Origin of the sequence: Citrobacter sp. CK202 (genome assembly GCF_030333225.1) — a bacterium.
Classification (GTDB): domain Bacteria; phylum Pseudomonadota; class Gammaproteobacteria; order Enterobacterales; family Enterobacteriaceae; genus Citrobacter_B; species Citrobacter_B koseri.
The window spans coordinates 71,144-90,464 of sequence record NZ_JAOWGI010000028.1 but is presented as its reverse complement, the minus strand read 5'-3'; the positions used below and the strand labels follow the sequence as shown (position 1 = coordinate 90,464).

Here is a 19,321-nt window from a genome sequence, read left to right as displayed (position 1 = left end):
AATGATTACACTGGAAAATATTAGCAAAATTTATCCTGGCTCGCCGCGTAAAGCGCTTGACGATCTCTCCATGACGTTTGAAGAGGGAACCACCACGGCCCTGATTGGCCCTTCCGGCTGCGGTAAAACCACCACCATGCGCTTAATCAACCGGCTGGAACAACCCACTTCCGGGCGTGTCCGGGTAAACGGGCGCGACGTCGCAACGGAAGATCCGGTGATGCTGCGTCGGCATATCGGCTACGTTATTCAGAACGTCGGACTGTTCCCGCATATGACCGTCGCGGACAACATTGCCACGGTGCCGCGCCTGCTGGACTGGAGCGCCTCGCGTATTCAGGCGCGAGTGGAAACATTACTGGAACTGGTCGGGCTGGATGCCCGGCAATACGCCAACCGATTTCCTGCCGCGCTTTCCGGTGGTCAGCGGCAACGGGTCGGCGTTGCCCGCGCACTGGCGGCGGACCCGCCGGTCATGCTGATGGATGAACCGTTCGGCGCCATCGATCCGCTGGTTCGCGGGCGATTACAGACCGAGTTTAAGCAGATTCTGCAACGCGTGAAAAAGACGGTGATTATCGTCACTCACGATCTTGATGAGGCCATCAAAATGGGCGATCGCATCGCCATTATGCGCGAAGGACGCCTGTGCCAGTATGCCCCGCCCGCTGAAGTGCTCTCGGCCCCGGCGGATGAGTTCGTCGCGGCTTTTGTCGGCAGCGATGCGGCGCTGAAACTTCTTGCTATTACCCCGGTCGCCCAGGCGATGGAAACGTCTCTGAGCGCTGACCATCCACAACGGCTTGACGTCAACGCTACCCTGAAAGACGCGCTGGCGCTGATGCTTTCCCGGCGCGCCGACAGCATCACCGTCACCAAATGCGGCGCGCCCGTTGGCGTATTAACTCGCCAGCGGCTTTTCACCCACGTACGACCCGATGCGAACCATGCTACCAGTGAGAGAAATCTATGACTCAACCCATCCATTTAACCTGGCTAAACGGCCCCGACGTTGACCAACTGAAGCTCACGGATACGGAAATCCTCACGGCGGTGGAGGACGGGCTGCGGGCACAGGGAGAGAAAAAAACAGTCATTGAACCGCGCATGCATTTAATTCCCGATAAAGCGTTTAACGGCCACTTTAACGTGCTGCGCGGTTATATCGAACCGCTGGGACTCGCCGGGGTAAAAATCGTCGGCGATTATGTCAATAACTATACGCTCGGGCTGCCCTCGGAAATGGCGCTACTGAACCTGTTCGATCCGCGCACCGGGATGCCGGTCGCCATTCTGGACGCGTCAGCGATCACCGATATGCGCACCGGCGCGCTTACCGCGCTGGGCGCACGCCACCTTGCCCGCCGCAACAGTAAAGTGCTGGGGCATATCGGCGCGCGGGGAACCGCCTGGTGGAACGTTCGTCTGCTCAACAGCATTTATGATTTTGATGAAATCCGCATTCATTCGCGTCGCCCGGAAAGCCGTACCGCATTTGCCCGCCGTCTGGAGCAGGATCTCGGCAAAAAAATCATCGTTACCGATGACTGGGAAAGCTGCGTGCGCGGCGCGGATATTGTGGTCGAAGCCTCGCGTCTTAATGCGCCGACGCCGCTGTTAAAAACAGAATGGATAAAGCCCGGCGCCTTTGTTGTGCCCTACGGCACCATGAGCGCCGTGGAGCTGTCGCTCACCGACATGATGGACAAGCTGGTGGTGGACGACTGGGGGCAGTGCAAAGGCGGCATGTTTGGTTCACTGCGAGCCCACGTAGAAGCGGGAAAATTAAGTGAGCATACCCTGCATGCCGAGCTGGGCGACATTGTCGCAGGCACGAAGCCAGGCCGTGAAAATGATGATGAAACCATCCTCTTCTGGCACCGGGGGCTGTCGCTAAGCGATATTGCGCTGGGGCATACGATGCTGAAGAAAGCGCGTGCGCTGGGTATTGGTCAGGAGCTACGTTACCGATGATTGTTAACGCAAGAATGTACTCGGTAACTCCGGCTGCGGCGGAGGGGTGGAAAAGACTCCTGCCCGAAGCCGTGCGCCGCGCCGGGCTGACGGCAGAGATTGTTGACTACCCGGCCCCGGCCAGGCTGGAGGGGCTATGGGCTCGTTCCGATCTGCTGGCGGTATTCATGTGCGGCTGGCCCTTCGCGCAGCGGCGCTTTCCGGTACGCCCGGTGGCCGCGCCGGTTACGGAAGAGGCCGCCAGGGAAGGGATTCCAGGGCACTACCGCACCCTATTTATGGTGCCGACATCGTCTACCGCCAGATGTCTGGAAGAGACGTTCGGCGGGCGGCTGGCGTATACCAACCCGGAGTCGCACTCCGGCTATAACGCGGTACGCTATCATCTGTCGGCATACATTAACGAGACGCGAAAGACGCTCTATCACACGCTTGTCGGGCCGCTAATCACCCCGCGACGCGTGGTGGAAGCGCTGGCGGCGGGCGAAGCGGATGTCGGCCCGTTGGACAGCTATGCCTGGTCGCTTCTGTGCCGGTATGAGCCGGAACTAACGCGCCATGTGCGCATACTGACGCGCAGCGTTCCCGCACCGATGCCTTTACTGGTGGCAAGCGATACCGTTAATCCACAGGCCATTGCGGCGCTGCAAACGGCGCTGCTGACGCTGAATACAGAACGCGACGCCACGCTATTACGGCCTCTGGGGCTGCGGGGATTTATCACCCCGTCAGCAGACGCCTGGCAAGTCGTCTGCGACCGGGAAGAAATTGCGTTTTCCAGAGGCTATGCAACGCTGCGCTGAAAACGGCATTTCATTATGTCGCCCCTTATTCGCTTCATATGCGGTGACATCGTTATACGGTAGCCGCTTCGCGCCTTAACCAGTTCTGTAATAGCTTGCCATCCTGCGTCATTTCACTATCCTGGCGGACGCACAAATAGTAGTCGCGCCCGTCATCTATTGGCAGATCGAAAATCTTCACCAACTCGCCTTTGTCCAGGTACGGCATAATGAGGGGTTCGCGCATCAGGGCGCATCCCAGTCCTGCCTGTACACCCGCCAGCGTCAGCAGACCGTCCTCAAACAAGGGGCCGCTGCGCGGCGGGGAACGCTTCACGCCCTGCTGAATAAACCATTGATGCCAGGTGGTTCGTTCTTCATCATGCAGCAGCGGCATCTGCATCAGTTGCTCCGGGGTATCAATATGACCATGCAGTCGCAAAAACGCCTGGCTGCATACTGGCACCATGCGCCCGGAAATCAGTTTTTCACTCTGGTATCCCGCCCAGTTGCCATTGCCGAAGCGGATCGACATGTCTGAAGCATCACTCAGATAGTTGCGGTGATTGGCATACACCACGTTAATCTCGGTATGCGGATTCGCGCGCATAAACATCGGCAGGCGAGGAATAAACCAGCCCATCCCAAAAAGCGGAATCAGGCTAATCGTTACCTGCCGGGTCTGCTCCTGCTCCACCAGATGCTCCGTCGCCTGACGCAAAACGTTAAACGCCGCACGGATCGAACGATAATATTCACGCCCTTGCTGGCTCAGCGCCAGTCGTCGTCCATGCCGTTCGGTGAGCGCGATTTGCAGATATCCCTCAAGTAATTTGAGCTGATGGCTAACCGCAGATGGCGAAATCGCCAGTTCCCTCGCGGCTTGCGTCACGCTTCCTAACCGGGCAATGGCTTCAAAGGCGCGCACCGCCCGCAACGGAGGATCGTTGGCAAGGCGACTCTCCGCAAAGGAGGGTAATGTCGTCAATTGTTCTGTTTTATTCATATATTGATTTCTTTAGGCTATAACCTTGTTTTGTGATTAATAAAATAATCATATTAATCATTAAGATATAAAAATATCCGTTTATCATAAGAAATAATATATGTGTATTTTACAATTTTATTCAATTATTGGATGGTACCCACTGAAAGAGCAATTTGTCGGGTACAAACGTTGGACACACTCATACAACAACTGATAAACGGTGTGATGCTGGGCAGCATCTACGCGCTGATAGCGCTGGGCTATACCATGGTGTATGGTATTTTGCGTATTATTAACTTTGCTCACGGCGATATCCTGATGGTTGGCGCGCTCACTACGCTCTCCGCCATCAATGTCCTGAATCATACCTTCCCTGCTATGCCGCAGTTATCGCAACTCGGTGTAGCGCTGCTCATTGCGATGGCCGTCTGCGCCCTGCTGGCAATGGCGGTAGAACGTTTCGCCTATCGCAGGCTGCGTAACGCCCCACGACTGGCTCCGCTAATCTCCGGTATCGGCGTTTCCGTATTACTGCAAACCGTGGCGATGATCGTCTGGACCCGCAACCCGCTGATGTTCCCGCAGATCCTGTCGATGGCCCCGATCGCCGTGACCTCCGGCGGCGAAACTCACCCACCCGCGATTATCACTCTCACCGGCATTGCCACCGTCGGGCTGGCGCTGGCAGTCATGACCGGTCTGTGGCTGCTGGTTGAATACACTCGCCTCGGGCGAGGCATGCGCGCAGTGGCAGAGAATCCGCGGGTCGCCACGCTGATGGGCGTTAACCCAAACGCCATCATCACCCTGACGTTTGCTATCGGCGGCATTTTTGCGGCGCTGGCCGGCGTGATGATGGCGAGCAACTACGGTAACGCCAGCTTCTCAATGGGCTTTCTCCCCGGAATTAAAGCGTTCACCGCCGCCGTGCTTGGCGGCATTGGCAATATTCGCGGCGCGATGATCGGCGGGATTTTACTGGGTGTCATAGAAGCGCTGGGTGCGGGCTATCTCGGTGAACTCACTAACGGCGTCTTTGGCAGTAATTACCAGGACGTGTTTGCCTTCATCGTGTTGATCCTGGTGCTGGTATTCCGTCCGGCAGGTTTGCTGGGCGAGCGCGTGGCGCACAGAGCGTAAGGGAAAATCAATGACAACCGTACAACTGCAAGCTCCAGCCACGACGCGCAAATTCTGGTCAGGCATGGCTTTGTTCTGCATCGCATTGCTGATCGCTCCTGTCGTTGCCAGCCAGCTTGGCGGTAACTACTGGGTCCGCGTGATCGATTTCGCCCTGCTCTACATCATGCTGGCGCTGGGGCTCAATATCGTCGTGGGCTATACCGGCCTGCTGGATATGGGGTTTATTGCCTTTTATGCCGTTGGGGCTTATCTGGCCGCTCTGCTGGCCTCTCCCCATCTGTCTGAGGTGTTCCCAATCCTCACCGTCTGGTTCCCGGACGGGCTACATACCTCGTATCTGCTGATCGTTCCGGCTGCGGCACTGGTCGCTGCCGTATGCGGCATTTTGCTTGGCGCACCGACGCTGAAGCTGCGCGGGGATTATCTGGCAATTGTTACGCTGGGCTTTGGCGAAATTATCCGCATTCTGATGCGCAACCTCGATCGCCCGGTGAATATCACCAACGGTGCCAAAGGCATCACCGGCGTGGATACGCTTAACCTGTTTGGCCTGAAGTTCAGCGGTGTTTATCACTGGCTCGGCTTTAAAGTACCCGCGTTGTGGCTGTGGTACTACCTGCTGATGCTGGTCATTGTGGCGATCATTTTTGTCTGCCTGCGCCTGCAACACTCACGTATCGGTCGCGCCTGGCACGCGATTCGTGAGGACGAAGACGTGGCCCGCGCGATGGGCATTAACGTGCGCAACTATAAGCTGCTGGCTTTTGCTATGGGCGCCTCGTTTGGCGGCGTCGCTGGCGCACTGTTTGGCGCGTTTCAGGGATTTGTCTCCCCGGAATCCTTCACCTTGCAAGAGTCCATTGCCGTGCTGGCGATGGTGGTGCTGGGCGGTATGGGCCATATCCCCGGCGTGATCCTCGGTGCGGTACTCCTGACCGCCCTGCCGGAACTGCTCCGTAGCCAGGCGGCCCCTGTTCAACAGATGTTGTTCGGCACGGTACTGATTGACCCGGAAATTTTGCGTCAGCTCTTCTACGGCCTTGCACTGGTGCTGGTGATGCTGGTTCGCCCATCCGGTATCTGGCCGGTTCGCCACAAAGAGGTGAAAGCATGAGCCTGTTAACCGTGAGCAATATGTCCAAACGCTTTGGCGGCCTGACCGCCGTGGACGATGTTTCGCTTTCCATCAATAAAGGCGAGATCTACGGTCTGATCGGCCCCAACGGAGCCGGAAAAACCACCTGTTTTAACCTAATTACCGGGCTTTACCCGGCAGACAGGGGGGCGTTTTTTATTGCAGACCAACCCTATTACCCAAAACAGATAGAGAAAGTCACCGCCGCCGGGATTGCACGCACTTTTCAAAACGTGCGTCTGTTCAACGAGATGTCGGTGCTGGAAAACGTGATGGTCGGTCGCCACGTTCGTACCCGTAATGGGCTATGGGCTGCACTGAGCCGCCATAAACGCGCCCGTAAGGAAGAAGCGCAAACCCGTGAACAGGCCTGGCGCTGGCTGGAGTACACCGGCATTGCAAAGTTTGCCCATTACCGCGCCTGCGATCTGGCCTATGGCCACCAGCGTCGTCTTGAGATCGCCCGCGCGCTGGCTACAGATCCGCTGCTTCTGGCGCTTGACGAACCTGCTGCGGGGATGAATGCCGCCGAGAAGGTCGCGCTTGGCGAGCTGTTAATTCGTATTCGTGAAGATGGCAAAACCCTGCTGATGATCGAGCACGACGTCAAGCTGGTGATGAACATCTGCGACCGCCTGACGGTGCTCGATTACGGCAAAACGCTGGCCTGCGGCACACCGGATAGCGTGCGTCGCGACCCGGCAGTTATCGCAGCCTGGCTTGGAGGCAATAAGCATGTCTGAGTTACTGAAGGTGGAACGCCTGGATGTGCATTACGGCGGTATTCAGGCCGTTCGCGATATCTCCTTTACCCTGCATGAGGGTGAACAAGCCACGCTGATTGGCGCCAACGGCGCGGGTAAAAGTTCCACCGTGCGCGCCATCACCGGGCTGGAAAGTTTTAACGGCAACATTGAGTTCAATGGCAAAGCCGTACGCAAACAGAAACCGGAGACGCTGCTGCGCAACGGGCTGGTGATGGTGCCGGAAGGTCGCGGCATCTTTGCCCGCATGACGGTGCTTGAAAATTTGCAGATGGGGGCATGGTTAAGGCGTGACGCCGCCAGCGTTAAGCGCGAAATGGCAGAGATTTTTGAGCGTTTCCCGCGTCTTGGCGAACGCCAGCACCAGCTTGCAGGACTGCTCTCTGGCGGCGAACAGCAGCTGTTGGCGCTCAACCGCGCCCTGCTGAGCCGCCCGCGTTTGCTGATCCTCGACGAGCCATCTATGGGGTTAGCCCCCAGGATGGTGGAAAACATTTTTACCGTGATCGCCGGGCTGCGCGCACGCGGCGTCGCCCTGCTGCTCATTGAACAAAACGCCCGACTGGCGCTGGAAGTAACCGACAGCGCCTGGGTGATGGACAGCGGCAGCATTGTGCATCACGGCGAGTCGAAAGCGATGCTTAATGACGATCAAATTGCACAGATTTATTTGGGCGAAATGCCTGTTTAACACACTCACCAACAGCAGGGAAAAACAATGAAAACAGTAAAAATCAGTGCGCTCAGCGCCGCTATTCTGCTCAGTAGTTTTGCCTCTACAGGTGCATGGTCAGCTAAAAGCGAAACCGTGACCATCGGTCTTGCAGGCCCGCTTACCGGCCCGTCTGCCCGTATTGGTAAAGATCTGGAGAACGGCGCCCAACTGGCGATTGACGATATCAACAAGCAGCACCCGACCATCGGTGGTAAAGCGGTGACCTTCAGGCTGCAATCTGAAGACGATCAGTCCGACCCGCGCACTGCCGTGGCTGTGGCGCAGCGTCTGGTCGATAGCGGCGTGGCGGGCGTAGTCGGCCACTGGAATACCGGCACCAGTATTCCGGCGGCACGCGTTTATCACGATGCGGGTATCGCCCAGGTCGCGCCTGTTGCCACCGGTCATGCCTATACCAGACAGGGCTTTGATACCAGCTTCCGTGTGATGGGGCATGACGACGACGGCGGCCAGTTTGCCGGTCAGTACGCGGTGAATACCCTGAAGGCAAAACGTATTGCCGTGATCGACGACCGTACCGCATTCGGTCAGGGGCTGGCTGACGAGTTTATAAAATCACTTGAAGCGCAGGGCGTGAAGATTGTTGACCGTCAGTACGTTGACGACAAAACCGTGGATTTCAGCGCCGTGCTGACCGCCATTCGTAGCAAAAATGCTGACCTGATCTTCTTCGGCGGCGTGGATAGCCAGGCCGCGCCGCTGGCGCGTCGTATCAAACAGCTGGGTATGAACGCCACGCTGATGGGCGCAGGCGGCTTCGTCAGCCAGACCTTCCTGCAACTGGCCCAGAAAGAAGGCGAAGGCGTCGTGGCGCTGGAGCCGGGCCTGCCAGTTGAGCAGATGCCGGGCGGTAAGGCGTTTGAGCAAGAGTATCAGTCTCGCTACCACACCCATATTGAACTCCACGCCCCATTCGCCTATGACGCCACCCGCGTTCTGGTTGCTGCGATGGAAAAAGCCGACTCTGTCGATCCGGCTGAGTATCTGCCGGTTCTGCGCGCAATAAGCTATTCCGGCGTTACCGGGCAGATCGCTTTTGATAATGAAGGCAACCTGAAATCGCCGTCTTTCACCGTCTACAAAGTCGTGGATGGTAAATGGCAGCCGCAAACGGTACTGGGCGGCGCCAAAACGAAGTAACGCAGTGAGGCAATGTGATGAGTGATAATAATGAGCTGGGCATTCTCGCCCGCCGCAAAATAGAAGCAGAGATTATTAAACCAATCTATGAAATCCTGGTGCGCGAGATAGGGAAAGCCCGCGCCCAGGCGGTCATTGGCGAAGCCATTGAGCAGGCGGCGATCGATGCCGGTAAAGAATTTGCGCACAAGGAGCCGAATGGCACAGACGTGAAGAGTTTTATCGCCCTGCAATACCTGTGGGAGAAGGATAACGCGCTGGATGTCAAAGTGATCGACGCCGACGACAAGCAGTACAACTATAACGTCACCCGCTGCCGTTATGCCGAGATGTACCACGAGATGGGCCTCGGTGAGATTGGTCACCTGCTCTCCTGCGCCCGAGATGAGAAATTTATCGTCGGCTACGCGCCCGACGTGGAGCTGACCCGTACGACCACCATCATGCAGGGTGGCGCATGCTGTGACTTTCGCTATCGCACCAAAAAGGAAGACGTATGATCCGCGTGAACGCAGAGCGTTTATGGTCGACGCTTGAGATAATGGCGCAAATCGGCGGCACGCCAGCTAGTGGCGTCACCCGACTGGCATTAAGCAATGAGGATCGCCTCGCCCGTGATTTACTGCGCGACTGGGCGCAGGAAGCCGGGTTTCGCTGCGAAATCGATAGCATGGGCAACATGTTTATTCGCCGCGCCGGTAAAAAACCACAGCTTGCGCCGGTGATGACCGGTTCACACGTTGATTCTCAGCCGCTGGGTGGGCGATATGATGGAATTTACGGCGTTCTGGCCGGGCTGGAAGTGCTGCGTACTTTAAACGATCAGAACATTGAGACCGAACGCGATATTGTACTGGTCAACTGGACCAATGAAGAAGGCGCGCGCTTCGCGCCAGCAATGCTGGCCTCCGGCGTCTGGAGCGGGCAGTTCACACAACAATACGCATGGGCGCGTGAAGATCAGGATGGCATCAGCGTCGGCAAAGCGCTTGAGGCCATCGGTTACCGTGGCGACCAGCCCGCCGTCGCCTTCCCTGTCTACACCTGTTACGAGCTACATATCGAGCAAGGCCCGATTCTCGAAGAGGAAGGTATTGATATCGGCCTGGTGCATGCCGCTATGGGCCAGCGCTGGTTCAACGTTGTAATTCGCGGATTTGCCGCCCATGCCGGCACCACGCCAATGGCCAGCCGCCGCGATGCGTTGACCGCTTTCGCCCGTCTGGCGCTGGCGGTGGAAGATATTGGCAATCAGCACGAACCAGACGGCAGAGCGACAATCGGCATGGCGCAGATTTCACCGGGATCGCGTAACGTAGTGCCAGGGGAAGTACATTGCAGCGTGGAGTTTCGTCATCCACAGACTACCGTCCTCCAGGCAATGGAAACGGCGCTTCGCAAGGCAACCGCCGATCTGAATCAGCGCGGCATTCAGCTCGACGTGGAACGTATCTTCGATTACGCCCCCATCGCATTTGACGAGACCTGTCTACAGCGCAGCGCAAACGCGGCCCAGGCACTGGGATACAGCAGCAAACGGATGGTGTCCGGCGCCGGTCACGATACCTGTTATATCAGCAAAATCGCGCCCGCCAGCATGATTTTTATCCCCTGCGAAAAAGGCATCAGCCACAACGAGGCAGAAAACATTCAGCCGGAATGGGCAGAAAAAGGCGCTAATGTTCTGCTGCACAGCCTCCTGCCAGCTGCGCTTGAATAACAGAGCCAGGTGAACCGGTCATCAGAAGAATCACTATTCAACTTAATCGATTACAAGCATGACCGGGTTTGACCATACAGCAGACCATGAATATGACTCATGTTGTAATGAAATTAAGTCTCTTTCACTCATCCAGTGACTCTGGCATAAAAGAGACCTTACTCACTTATTGATAACATGAAGACTGCTCAATAATAAAGTCAGGTAACTCTGTAAAATCAATAAATTAATTCAGTTTTCATATCATGACTTAGGATGCAGGATCACGATGAATAACGATTTTACATTTACGATCAAAAGCAGTCGCTTCGATGAACATTATAACCCTTCTGAAAATACGCGTATTACTACCAACTTTGCGAATCTGGCCAGAGGAAAGAACCGCCAGGAAAACTTACGCAACACGTTAGTGATGATTGACAATCGCTTCAATACACTGGCGTATTGGGATAACCCCAAAAGCGATCGTTATTCTGTGGAACTTGATATCATTTCTGTTGCGATGAATATTAACGTTGATAGCAGCAGCGATACATTCCCCGCTATTGAAATATTAAAAACCAATATTATTGACAAAAAGAACAACGAACGTTTTGAAGGTATTGTCGGGAATAATTTTTCCTCTTACGTACGAGATTATGATTTTAGCGTATTACTGCCAGAACATAACAAAAACAAACCTGAGTTTAGCATTCCAGATAATTTTGGTGATTTGCATGGGAACATATTTAAACATTTCATAAACTCAAATGAATACAAAGAGCATTTCAAAAAACCACCTGTGATATGCCTCAGCGTGTCAAGTAACGATATCTATCATCGGACTGGAAATCAGCATCCTGTATTGGGTATCGAATACCAGCCAGGTGGTTCTTCGTTAACTGAGAAATACTTCAAAAAAATGGATTTGCAGGTTCGCTATTTTATGCCCAAAAATAGCGTTGCACCTTTAGCCTTTTATTTTTCTGGTGATTTACTTAGTGATTACACGAATCTTGAACTTATCAGCACCATCAGCACGATGGAGACGTTCCAGAAGATTTACCGACCTGAAATTTACAATGCTAACGCCGCAGCAGGTCAATGCTATCAACCAAATCTGAACCACCAGGATCATTCATTAACAAAAATTGTTTATGATCGGGAAGAACGCAGCCAGCTGGCTATTGAGCAAGGAAAGTTTACAGAAGAGCACTTCATCAAACCATACAAAGATATTCTTGAAAAATGGTCTGCTCACTACGCTCTTTGATTAACCGAAAATAAAAGGTCATCGATTATGAAAATATTACTACCCACTTCAACGGCTGGCAGTTTACCTAAACCTTCCTGGCTTGCTCAACCTGAGACGCTTTGGTCGCCCTGGAAATTGCAAAATGAGGAATTAATCGAGGGAAAACAAGATGCGCTACGTTTGTCCCTGGATGATCAACTACGGGCAGGTATTGATATTGTTAGTGATGGCGAGCAAACGCGCCAACACTTTGTCACCACGTTTATTGAACACCTCAGCGGCGTTGATTTTGAGAAACGTCAGATTGTTAAAATTCGTAATCGCTATGATGCGAGCGTACCGACCGTTGTTGATGCGGTAGCGCGTCAAAAACCCGTTTTTGTTGAAGATGCAAAGTATTTACGCCAGCTCACTCGTCAGCCAATTAAATGGGCGCTGCCAGGGCCTATGACGATGATCGATACGCTCTACGATGCCCACTATAAAAGCCGCGAAAAGCTGGCCTGGGAATTTGCAAAAATTCTCAATCAGGAAGCCAGAGAGTTAGAAGCTGCCGGTGTCGATATAATCCAGTTTGATGAGCCCGCATTTAATGTGTTTTTTGATGAAGTGAATGACTGGGGGATCGCCGCATTAGAAAAAGCCATTGAAGGGCTAAAATGCGAAACCGCTGTGCATATCTGCTATGGATATGGCATCAAAGCCAATACCGACTGGAAAAAGACGCTGGGGTCAGAGTGGAGACAATATGAAGAAGCTTTTCCCAAACTGCAAACGTCTAATATCGATATCATCTCACTGGAATGTCATAACTCGCATGTTCCAATGGATCTGCTTGAACTGATTCGCGGTAAAAAAGTCATGGTAGGAGCCATTGACGTGGCAACCAATACCATTGAGACACCAGAGGACGTCGCCAGTACGTTACGTAAAGCGCTTCAGTTTGTCGATGCCGACAAGCTCTATCCTTCTACCAACTGTGGTATGGCACCCTTATCTCGTCAGGTAGCCAGAGGTAAGCTCGATGCCCTAAGCGCAGGCGCAGAAATCATCCGAAGAGAACTTTCGGCTAAATGACTCTGTTAATAAGATACGGGCTATAAACCGCAGTGGGTAATATATCCCTGAGCGGCAGAACCGCATGCTGGCGCAGAAGGCGTCAGCCAGACAGCTGCTGTTTATCGCCCTCTTTCAAACAGTTCATAACTGCCCGGAGGGGGTTAAGATTTTTCTGCCAGCCACTTATTAAAGCGCACCATATCTTCCAGCACACATTCGACCAACTGTTCAATCGTTTCCCAGTCCTGCTCGTTATTGCAGGCAACTTCAAGCGCCTCACAGGTCTCTTTCAGCGGCGTATAATTCATCATCCGTGCACCGCCGTTAATCCGGTGTGCCATGCGGCCAACCTTGTCACGGTCTCGCTGTTCAAGTCGCAGTTTAAGTTTCCCGATAAATTCGCCCTGTACGCAACGGCTGGCGCCGGTGTAGCGAAAGTGAAAGTAGGTGGCTGGCAGGGTAATGACACCCGCGAGTTCGCCGGCAACACGCAAACCAACTTTACGTACTCCGTTGGTGCGGGTGCTTCTTATGAAGTTATCAACGATTTGACCCTGTACGCCACTTATCGTTATGTCGATATGGGCAATATCGAAAGTGGCCGTAACACCTTTGTAAACGCCCGTGCTCTACAGGATGAAAATCTGCGTGGACGCCTGGTCAACAATGAATTTGTGTTCGGCGTTCGTTACGTCCTTTAAGGCACTTTGACAGAGAGTTTCATCCCCCTCCTTTCAGGTATTTGTTCTCATCTTTTATGCCACTTTTTTCCTGACCTTACCGCCTTCCTGCCAGGTGGTAAGGCTTTTAACCCACAGCCCTAATGGCGAAAAAAATCTTATAATGTTGGTAGGTTCACCGATACTTCTTTGGCATTCAGTCTAAAACCCCATTAAATTCAAGTAAAATAATTGGTATTGATCCGATGAAAACATGACTGAATGCTGGACTCAACTGGGGGCACAGTTAACTTTATCCGTTTTACCAATATGAATTGCCACGGATACGCAGACTTCTCATCAATATAGGTGCCGAGTGGCTTGAATCCTGAATCGCCACGGGTTTAACAGACACCTCAGAGTCGTTTAAGATGGCTTAAAAAGAGGTGCCCATGGACGATAAGCGTATCCCGAAGAGTTTAAAATCTGAGTTTCGTGTCTGAAAAAAATACCGTTAGCCAGTGGTTCTCCGATTCTTTTTATTAACGTGTCAGGACAGACTATTGCGTCTGTTTTTCTGTTTTATATCGCCGTTGCAGTGTTGCTTTCAGCTTACGCTGGAGAGGTTCCGGGTTTTCCCCTTCAATCAATTTGCCAATAAGATCAAAGCAGTGCCATGCCAGCTGATGATTATCCTGGCGGATGGTATCGACAGGAATAGTGAGTGAGTCATACAAATAGTGATCGTCAAAGCTGGCCAGCCGCATGTTACTTTGCAGCAGGTTGTGCTGGCCCATATAGCGCAGCACCCCTTCCAGCAACCCGCAGGCGGCGGTGAACAGCGCCTTAGGTGGACGTCCCAGTCGGGCGCAAAGTTCAGCGAACATCTCATAACCGGAACCAGGGTGATAGTTGCCGTGGATGATCCACTCCGGGCGCAGTTCAACGTTGGCTTCACGTAACCCCTGCTTAAACCCCTCCAGACGGTCACGCGTCGGGGAAAGCCGCGGCTGACCGCCGAGGAAGTAGAACTCGTCAGGATGCTGGCGGGCGATATCCGCCACCAGTTCAGCCGTGGGAGTAATCGAATCGGTGATGACCAGCGGCAGAGAGCTGTCGTTCATGTGGCGATCAAATAGAACCACGGGCATCTGCTCGCTCAGTTTCTGGTAATCCGCATCATTCAACATACTGGAGGCGACAATCAACCCGTCCACCTGGCGCGCCACCATGTTATTGACCACTACGGTCTCCTGGCCTGGGTTTTCATCGCTACAGGAAATCAGCAACTGAACGCCCGCCTCCCGGCACAGGGTTTCCAGTTCGTGAGAAAAGACGGCAAAACCGTAGTTGGTGATTTCCGGAACCACCAGACCAATGGTGTGGCTGCGGTTATCACGCAGCGAGCGGGCGTGAATGCTGGGCTGGTAGTGATGCTCTTTTGCAATAGCCAGTACACGATCCCGTGTTTCTTCCGCCACCCGTAGCTCTTTGCTGCGTCCGTTCAGTACCAGGCTGGCGGTGGCTTTTGAGACCCCCGCCAGTTCCGCGATGTCTTTTATTGTGACGCGTTTTGTTTTTCTCACAACGACTTAGATCCGGCTGCCAAAACTCCTATTCTATCATGCAGCGGCGCAGCGACCAGTAGCGTAATGTGATGTCGGACGCACCTTCGAAGCGTACCCGGCCCGGATGGTCAGGAAAATAGCGGCTGCTCATCACCCCTTCGCCATGGTTGATGAAAATTTCAATACTGGAGCTGTCGCACAGAACGCGTAAATGGCTGACGTCGCCCTGCCAGTAGCGGGTCAACATTTCACCGGTTTTCAGACTGGCGCGTTCCAGACGCACACCGTGGTCATCGACCGTGAGACGCAACGCGCCGGCAAAATCGGCATTCACGTACGAAGTGCTCAGTTCAAACTCAAGACGCGTCGCCTCCAGTTCTGGCGCATCGCTGGCGCGGCCCTGCCATTGGTGTTCGGCTTCGCGAAGCTGTTCAAGTTCTCTGGCAGGCGTTTGCCAGAGCCTGCCGTCGCGATACTTCAATTCCCGCGGGCAGGTCATCTGGTGGATCCAGCCGTACGCACATGTGGGCTGAAGCATCTCTTCACCGTCCGGCACGCCCATCCAGCCGATCAGGATGCGTCTTCCGTCTTCCGCCACCGTGGTTTGTGGCGCATAAAACTCGAAACCGGCGTCAAGCTCATGCAGCTCGCCGTGGGCAAACGAAGCCGTTTCATAATCAAATGCCCCGCTCATCCAGACTGACGGATAGGTATTGAGATAGCGATGCGGTTCGCGCGCCAGCCCCTGCGGGCAGCAGATCAACACATGTGTTTCATCAAGCGCAAACAGATCCGGACACTCCCACATATACCCGGAGTCCGTAAGACCGTTCACGCCCTGTCCAGCAATCTCACCGCAGGGCTGCCAGTGGTGTAAATCATCGGATGTGAACAGCAGCACTTTGCCCTGCTTTTGCAGATCCTGCGCACCGAGCACCATGTACCACTGCCCATCATGGCACCACACCTTCGGGTCCCGTACATGCCCGGTGTACCCTTCCGGCAGGGGCAACACTGGCCCCTGCTTGGTAAAACTACCATCGTCATTTTGCACCGCCAGACACTGCCAGGCGATGCGACCGCCGTCGTCAAACTTGACGTTGCCGGTGTAGCACAGGGTCAGCACGCCGTTGTTATCCACGGCGCTGCCGGAGTAACAGCCGTTACGGTCATACTCTTCGTCGGGCATCAGGGCAATTGACTCGTGCTGCCAGTGCACCAGATCCACGGAGCTCCAGTGTCCCCAGCACTTATAGCGATGATCGCAGCCCAGTGGGTTCCATTGATAAAACAGGTGGTAGCGCCCGGCAAACCAGATAAACCCGTTCGGATCGTTCATCAGCCCCGTTACCGGCGCGGGATGCCACTGCGGATAATGGCTGTCCGCCAGTGCACGCGGCTGGCCTTGCATTACTGCCTGCAACACGGCAGGCCAGCGGGAAGCTAAAGTCATTATTCAGAGTCCGTCTTATATTTCAGCAGCAGGGAGACGGTGAACGCCACACCGAAAGCAATCACCATGCCGATAATATAGTTAAGCAGCGAGCTGGCCTGTACTATTGCCATGCCCGGAATAGCAGTCAGTCCCACGGCGGTCATGTAGACATGCACCGACACCACCCAAGCACCGCCCGCCGCGCCACCGATCAGCGCCGCGATAAACGGCTTCACGAAGCGCAGGTTGATACCAAAAATCGCCGCTTCGGTGATGCCCAGCATCGCAGAGAACGCCGACGGTAATGTAATGGCTTTGATTTTGGCATCGTTGGTTTTGAACCACACCGCCAGACACGCCCCGCCTTGCGCCACATTCGCCATCGCCCAGATTGGTAGCAGGAAGTTAACGCCTATCGACGGATTCCCCAGCAGTCCGGCCTCGATGGCGTGGAAGCTGTGGTGAATACCGGTAATAACAATTACCGAATACAGACCACCAAACAACAGCCCGGCCAGCCAGCCTGCATGAGCAATCAGGGTACTCAGGATGAAGGAGATACCGTCTCCCAGCGCGCGGCCCGCAGGGCCAATGATCAACAGCGCAATAAAGCCGGAGATAATAACAGTCAGGAACGGGGTCAGGATCAGATCTAACGCATCCGGGATCGCCCGGCGCAGCTGTTTCTCCACTATGCTCATAAACCACACCGCCAGCAGTACCGGGAACACGGTTCCCTGATAGCCAATCATGGCGATTTCAAAACCGAAAAAGTTCATGGTGTGGAAGCCGGACGCCACGCCCCAGGCGTTGGTCAGCGCCGGGTGCGTCAGAATGCCACCCAGCGTCGCCCCCAGATACGGGTTACCGCCAAATTCCCGGGCTGCGGTAAAGCCAATCAGGATCGGCAGAATAATAAACGCCGCCGAGCTGCACATATCCAGCATGATGTAAAGCGCGTTATCCGCATTCACCCAGCCGTAGGTTTTTACCATCCCAAGCAGGCCCATCAGCAAACCGGACGCCACAATGGCAGGAATGATTGGCACGAAGATGTTAGACAGCAGACGAGCAATACGCTGGAACGGGTTCAGCTTACGTGCGGCGATATCTGCAGCTTCGGACTTGCTGGATTCGCTAATCCCCGCAGCCTGAATAAACGCGGCGTAGACCTTGTTAACCACACCGGTACCAAAAATCACCTGCATCTGCCCGGAGTTACGAAAACAGCCTTTCACCCCTTCGACCTTGCCAATGGCCTGCTGATCGGAAAGCGCGTCGTCAATCAGAACCAGACGCAGACGCGTTGCGCAGTGAGCGGCGCTTGCGATGTTCTCTTTGCCTCCGAGCAGCGGGATGAGTTCGCGGGCGATATTATCAAAATCCATATATACCTCTGCCTGACTTCATTTTTATGGTGTTTAAAACGCTCCCGCCACGCAGGAGCGTGAAGGCTTAGAACCAGGTTTCCATCTGAACCCCAAAGTTCCATTCCCCGCCAGCATTGAAGCCGCTGCTGCCAAAGGCGTCATCGCTGGCGTAGTTATCCAGTTTACTGCTCCAGTCCATCCAGGTGGCGAACAGACGCAGCTCCGGACGGCTGAAGAAATCGCCGATCTTGCCTGCTTTTAATGTCGGGGCGAAAGTCAGCTTGTAGAAACTCCCGTTGACCGCATTACGGTCTTTGTAGCCTTCAGGATTCAAATCCATGTACTGATAGCTACCTTCGAACGCCAGGGCGAAATTCTGCGTGACCTCTTTAATCAGACGAGTGTTGAGCGTGACCCATTCATAGCTGTCGCCTTTGACGTAACGGTCTTTACTGCTCTGCGCCAGGACTGCAGGTGCAATATGCCAGCCGCCGCCCAGAGGCGTGACACCATAACTGGCAAAGCGCCAGGTATCAGCTTCAGACAGCAGTGCGCCATCGGAACCAATACTTTTTACTTCCGCACCCAGGCCGTGGCCATACAGCAGCGCCGTTTTGGCAGATCCCTCCCGCAGGCCGTAGAAACTCTTGTTGTGCAGGCCAGCCATAGCGTGAACACCGTTATTCGCCGCATCAGTTTTAATCAGGTCACCGTTGCTGTCTTTACGGTCATCGTTGTCTTTAGCCCGCAGACCACTCACCATCAGTTGGAACGGTCCGGCAAAGTGGTTCATGCTGAGGATGTAGTTCTGAACGTTGTTGTCGATCTCCTCCTCGCTGCCAAAATTGCGCCCATAGACAGAGAAGTTACTGTGCAGCGTGTCGTCCCACTTCACGTCATACACACCGCCGCCCGTACCGGCCAGGAACACCACGTCAGAATCCAGCCAGTGAATGTCAAAGTTATCGCGGTCAAAACGTTTTCCCGCCCAGAAGGTACTGCCTTTCAGCGCACCGGTAAAATCAGGCAAATTGCCCAGTTCAGCAAAGGCCTGGCGAATATTGAGATCACTGCTGTCCGCTGACCAGTCGTTATAGGTTTTCTGCCCGTCGGCCAGCATGGCCTTAAAGCGCGTGGTTGCGCCGTTGTCCAGGGTCTGCTTGTGTTCCACGTTTAGCTCGACGTAGGTATCTGCTTCATTCCCCAGACGCCCAATCGCCCCGCCTGTTTCCCCGGCTGGCGTCAGGTACGGGCCACTTTTGCTGCTCGAGGCTGCGTCGTTCATCAGCAGGCCGGAACGAGCATAGCCGTGAAACTCAAATCCACTACTCTGATCGGCTTTCTTTTCCAGCGCGGTAGTCCGCTGCGCCACCTCCCGGGTGATGGTTTGCGCCTGTTGCTGGGCGGCAACCAACTGCTGCGTTTTTTGTTCTGCTGCTATGGCACGTTTCTCAGCCACCTGTGCGCGGGTTTCTGCGTCCTGAAGACGCTGCTCCAGCGCCGCAAGGCGTGATTCGATACTCGTCATATCCGTCTGGGCAAGAACAGAGGTACTGCCGATCAGCATGCCTATCATCACGGCAATTCTGCGTTTTTTATACATTTTGTCGCATC

The 19,321-nt window shown here is 54.4% G+C and carries 19 protein-coding genes; 13 read left to right on the top strand and 6 right to left on the bottom strand.

The features are described from left to right. Position 1 precedes the first annotated feature (1 nt). Genes OGX84_RS16515 through OGX84_RS16505 form a run of 3 tightly spaced genes read left to right on the top strand, consistent with a single transcriptional unit; the run spans position 2 to position 2,777 of the window. On the top strand, positions 2–973 hold the full coding sequence (locus OGX84_RS16515; RefSeq protein ID WP_112001121.1) for an ABC transporter ATP-binding protein: 972 nt from the start codon (positions 2–4) through the stop codon (positions 971–973). Next, entirely contained in the window at positions 970–1,974 is a 1,005-nt protein-coding gene (locus tag OGX84_RS16510; protein WP_012133749.1) for an ornithine cyclodeaminase family protein, read from the top strand. Before OGX84_RS16515 ends, OGX84_RS16510 begins: the two co-directional genes overlap by 4 nt. Continuing rightward, positions 1,971–2,777 (top strand): phosphate/phosphite/phosphonate ABC transporter substrate-binding protein, encoded by an 807-nt coding sequence (locus OGX84_RS16505; RefSeq protein ID WP_200003487.1) that lies wholly within the window; start codon positions 1,971–1,973, stop codon positions 2,775–2,777. Before OGX84_RS16510 ends, OGX84_RS16505 begins: the two co-directional genes overlap by 4 nt. 52 nt (positions 2,778–2,829) lie before the next feature. Here the strand turns inward: OGX84_RS16505 and OGX84_RS16500 are convergent, their stop codons facing one another. Beyond that, on the bottom strand, positions 2,830–3,762 hold the full coding sequence (locus tag OGX84_RS16500; RefSeq protein WP_047458702.1) for a LysR substrate-binding domain-containing protein: 933 nt from the start codon (positions 3,760–3,762) through the stop codon (positions 2,830–2,832). 171 nt (positions 3,763–3,933) lie between these two features. Here OGX84_RS16500 and OGX84_RS16495 point away from each other — a divergent pair, with 171 nt between their 5' ends. The 9 genes from OGX84_RS16495 (at position 3,934) to OGX84_RS16455 (ending at position 12,693) form a co-directional block, all read left to right on the top strand. Further along, on the top strand, positions 3,934–4,884 hold the full coding sequence (locus OGX84_RS16495; RefSeq protein WP_286458209.1) for a branched-chain amino acid ABC transporter permease: 951 nt from the start codon (positions 3,934–3,936) through the stop codon (positions 4,882–4,884). A gap of 10 nt (positions 4,885–4,894) precedes the next feature. Next, positions 4,895–6,001, top strand: coding sequence for a branched-chain amino acid ABC transporter permease (locus tag OGX84_RS16490; RefSeq protein ID WP_115609587.1), 1,107 nt, complete (start codon positions 4,895–4,897; stop codon positions 5,999–6,001). Further along, entirely contained in the window at positions 5,998–6,765 is a 768-nt protein-coding gene (locus OGX84_RS16485) for an ABC transporter ATP-binding protein (protein WP_058668649.1), read from the top strand. Before OGX84_RS16490 ends, OGX84_RS16485 begins: the two co-directional genes overlap by 4 nt. Next, positions 6,758–7,477 (top strand): ABC transporter ATP-binding protein, encoded by a 720-nt coding sequence (locus OGX84_RS16480; protein ID WP_110494636.1) that lies wholly within the window; start codon positions 6,758–6,760, stop codon positions 7,475–7,477. The genes OGX84_RS16485 and OGX84_RS16480 overlap by 8 nt, the downstream gene beginning before the upstream one ends. A 27-nt stretch (positions 7,478–7,504) precedes the next feature. Next, positions 7,505–8,662 (top strand): branched-chain amino acid ABC transporter substrate-binding protein, encoded by a 1,158-nt coding sequence (locus OGX84_RS16475; RefSeq protein ID WP_047458708.1) that lies wholly within the window; start codon positions 7,505–7,507, stop codon positions 8,660–8,662. Positions 8,663–8,679: 17 nt separating this feature from the next. After that, the gene (locus tag OGX84_RS16470; protein ID WP_114847662.1) at positions 8,680–9,162 is read left to right on the top strand and encodes an L-2-amino-thiazoline-4-carboxylic acid hydrolase; all 483 of its coding nucleotides are present in this window, start codon (positions 8,680–8,682) and stop codon (positions 9,160–9,162) included. Further along, the gene (locus OGX84_RS16465; protein ID WP_112001122.1) at positions 9,159–10,382 is read left to right on the top strand and encodes a Zn-dependent hydrolase; all 1,224 of its coding nucleotides are present in this window, start codon (positions 9,159–9,161) and stop codon (positions 10,380–10,382) included. The genes OGX84_RS16470 and OGX84_RS16465 overlap by 4 nt, the downstream gene beginning before the upstream one ends. Before the next feature lie 268 nt (positions 10,383–10,650). Then, complete coding sequence (locus OGX84_RS16460; RefSeq protein WP_112001124.1) at positions 10,651–11,634, top strand: DUF1852 domain-containing protein; 984 nt, start codon at positions 10,651–10,653, stop codon at positions 11,632–11,634. Between the two features lie 27 nt (positions 11,635–11,661). Next, positions 11,662–12,693 carry a methionine synthase gene (locus OGX84_RS16455; RefSeq protein WP_104869049.1) on the top strand — a complete coding sequence of 344 codons (1,032 nt, stop codon included), beginning with the start codon at positions 11,662–11,664 and terminating at the stop codon, positions 12,691–12,693. A 143-nt stretch (positions 12,694–12,836) separates the two neighbouring features. Here the strand turns inward: OGX84_RS16455 and OGX84_RS16450 are convergent, their stop codons facing one another. Continuing rightward, positions 12,837–13,016 carry an Hpt domain-containing protein gene (locus OGX84_RS16450; protein ID WP_047458716.1) on the bottom strand — a complete coding sequence of 60 codons (180 nt, stop codon included), beginning with the start codon at positions 13,014–13,016 and terminating at the stop codon, positions 12,837–12,839. On the opposite strand from OGX84_RS16450, the gene OGX84_RS16445 reads away from it, so the two are divergent. Beyond that, positions 13,008–13,376: an outer membrane protein gene (locus OGX84_RS16445; RefSeq protein WP_258525179.1), complete on the top strand. Its 369-nt coding sequence runs from the start codon at positions 13,008–13,010 to the stop codon at positions 13,374–13,376. The two genes, OGX84_RS16450 and OGX84_RS16445, sit on opposite strands and share 9 nt — an antisense overlap. Before the next feature lie 518 nt (positions 13,377–13,894). On the opposite strand, the gene OGX84_RS16440 is transcribed toward OGX84_RS16445, so the two are convergent. The 4 genes from OGX84_RS16440 to OGX84_RS16425 form a co-directional block, all read right to left on the bottom strand. Continuing rightward, complete coding sequence (locus tag OGX84_RS16440; protein ID WP_012133762.1) at positions 13,895–14,920, bottom strand: LacI family DNA-binding transcriptional regulator; 1,026 nt, start codon at positions 14,918–14,920, stop codon at positions 13,895–13,897. A gap of 28 nt (positions 14,921–14,948) precedes the next feature. Further along, complete coding sequence (locus OGX84_RS16435; RefSeq protein WP_047458718.1) at positions 14,949–16,355, bottom strand: sucrose-6-phosphate hydrolase; 1,407 nt, start codon at positions 16,353–16,355, stop codon at positions 14,949–14,951. After that, the gene (locus OGX84_RS16430) at positions 16,355–17,725 is read right to left on the bottom strand and encodes a sucrose-specific PTS transporter subunit IIBC (RefSeq protein ID WP_012133764.1); all 1,371 of its coding nucleotides are present in this window, start codon (positions 17,723–17,725) and stop codon (positions 16,355–16,357) included. The genes OGX84_RS16435 and OGX84_RS16430 overlap by 1 nt, the downstream gene beginning before the upstream one ends. Before the next feature lie 67 nt (positions 17,726–17,792). Continuing rightward, positions 17,793–19,310 carry a carbohydrate porin gene (locus tag OGX84_RS16425; RefSeq protein WP_047458720.1) on the bottom strand — a complete coding sequence of 506 codons (1,518 nt, stop codon included), beginning with the start codon at positions 19,308–19,310 and terminating at the stop codon, positions 17,793–17,795. Between the last annotated feature and the right edge of the window lie 11 nt (positions 19,311–19,321).

Coding starts and splice junctions, on each gene's coding strand:
- OGX84_RS16515 (WP_112001121.1), top strand. CDS start 2: ATGATTACACTGGAAAATATTAGCAAAATTTATCCTGGCTCGCCGCGT.
- OGX84_RS16510 (WP_012133749.1), top strand. CDS start 970: ATGACTCAACCCATCCATTTAACCTGGCTAAACGGCCCCGACGTTGAC.
- OGX84_RS16505 (WP_200003487.1), top strand. CDS start 1,971: ATGATTGTTAACGCAAGAATGTACTCGGTAACTCCGGCTGCGGCGGAG.
- OGX84_RS16500 (WP_047458702.1), bottom strand. CDS start 3,762: ATGAATAAAACAGAACAATTGACGACATTACCCTCCTTTGCGGAGAGT.
- OGX84_RS16490 (WP_115609587.1), top strand. CDS start 4,895: ATGACAACCGTACAACTGCAAGCTCCAGCCACGACGCGCAAATTCTGG.
- OGX84_RS16485 (WP_058668649.1), top strand. CDS start 5,998: ATGAGCCTGTTAACCGTGAGCAATATGTCCAAACGCTTTGGCGGCCTG.
- OGX84_RS16480 (WP_110494636.1), top strand. CDS start 6,758: ATGTCTGAGTTACTGAAGGTGGAACGCCTGGATGTGCATTACGGCGGT.
- OGX84_RS16475 (WP_047458708.1), top strand. CDS start 7,505: ATGAAAACAGTAAAAATCAGTGCGCTCAGCGCCGCTATTCTGCTCAGT.
- OGX84_RS16470 (WP_114847662.1), top strand. CDS start 8,680: ATGAGTGATAATAATGAGCTGGGCATTCTCGCCCGCCGCAAAATAGAA.
- OGX84_RS16465 (WP_112001122.1), top strand. CDS start 9,159: ATGATCCGCGTGAACGCAGAGCGTTTATGGTCGACGCTTGAGATAATG.
- OGX84_RS16460 (WP_112001124.1), top strand. CDS start 10,651: ATGAATAACGATTTTACATTTACGATCAAAAGCAGTCGCTTCGATGAA.
- OGX84_RS16455 (WP_104869049.1), top strand. CDS start 11,662: ATGAAAATATTACTACCCACTTCAACGGCTGGCAGTTTACCTAAACCT.
- OGX84_RS16450 (WP_047458716.1), bottom strand. CDS start 13,016: ATGGCACACCGGATTAACGGCGGTGCACGGATGATGAATTATACGCCG.
- OGX84_RS16435 (WP_047458718.1), bottom strand. CDS start 16,355: ATGACTTTAGCTTCCCGCTGGCCTGCCGTGTTGCAGGCAGTAATGCAA.
- OGX84_RS16430 (WP_012133764.1), bottom strand. CDS start 17,725: ATGGATTTTGATAATATCGCCCGCGAACTCATCCCGCTGCTCGGAGGC.
- OGX84_RS16425 (WP_047458720.1), bottom strand. CDS start 19,310: ATGTATAAAAAACGCAGAATTGCCGTGATGATAGGCATGCTGATCGGC.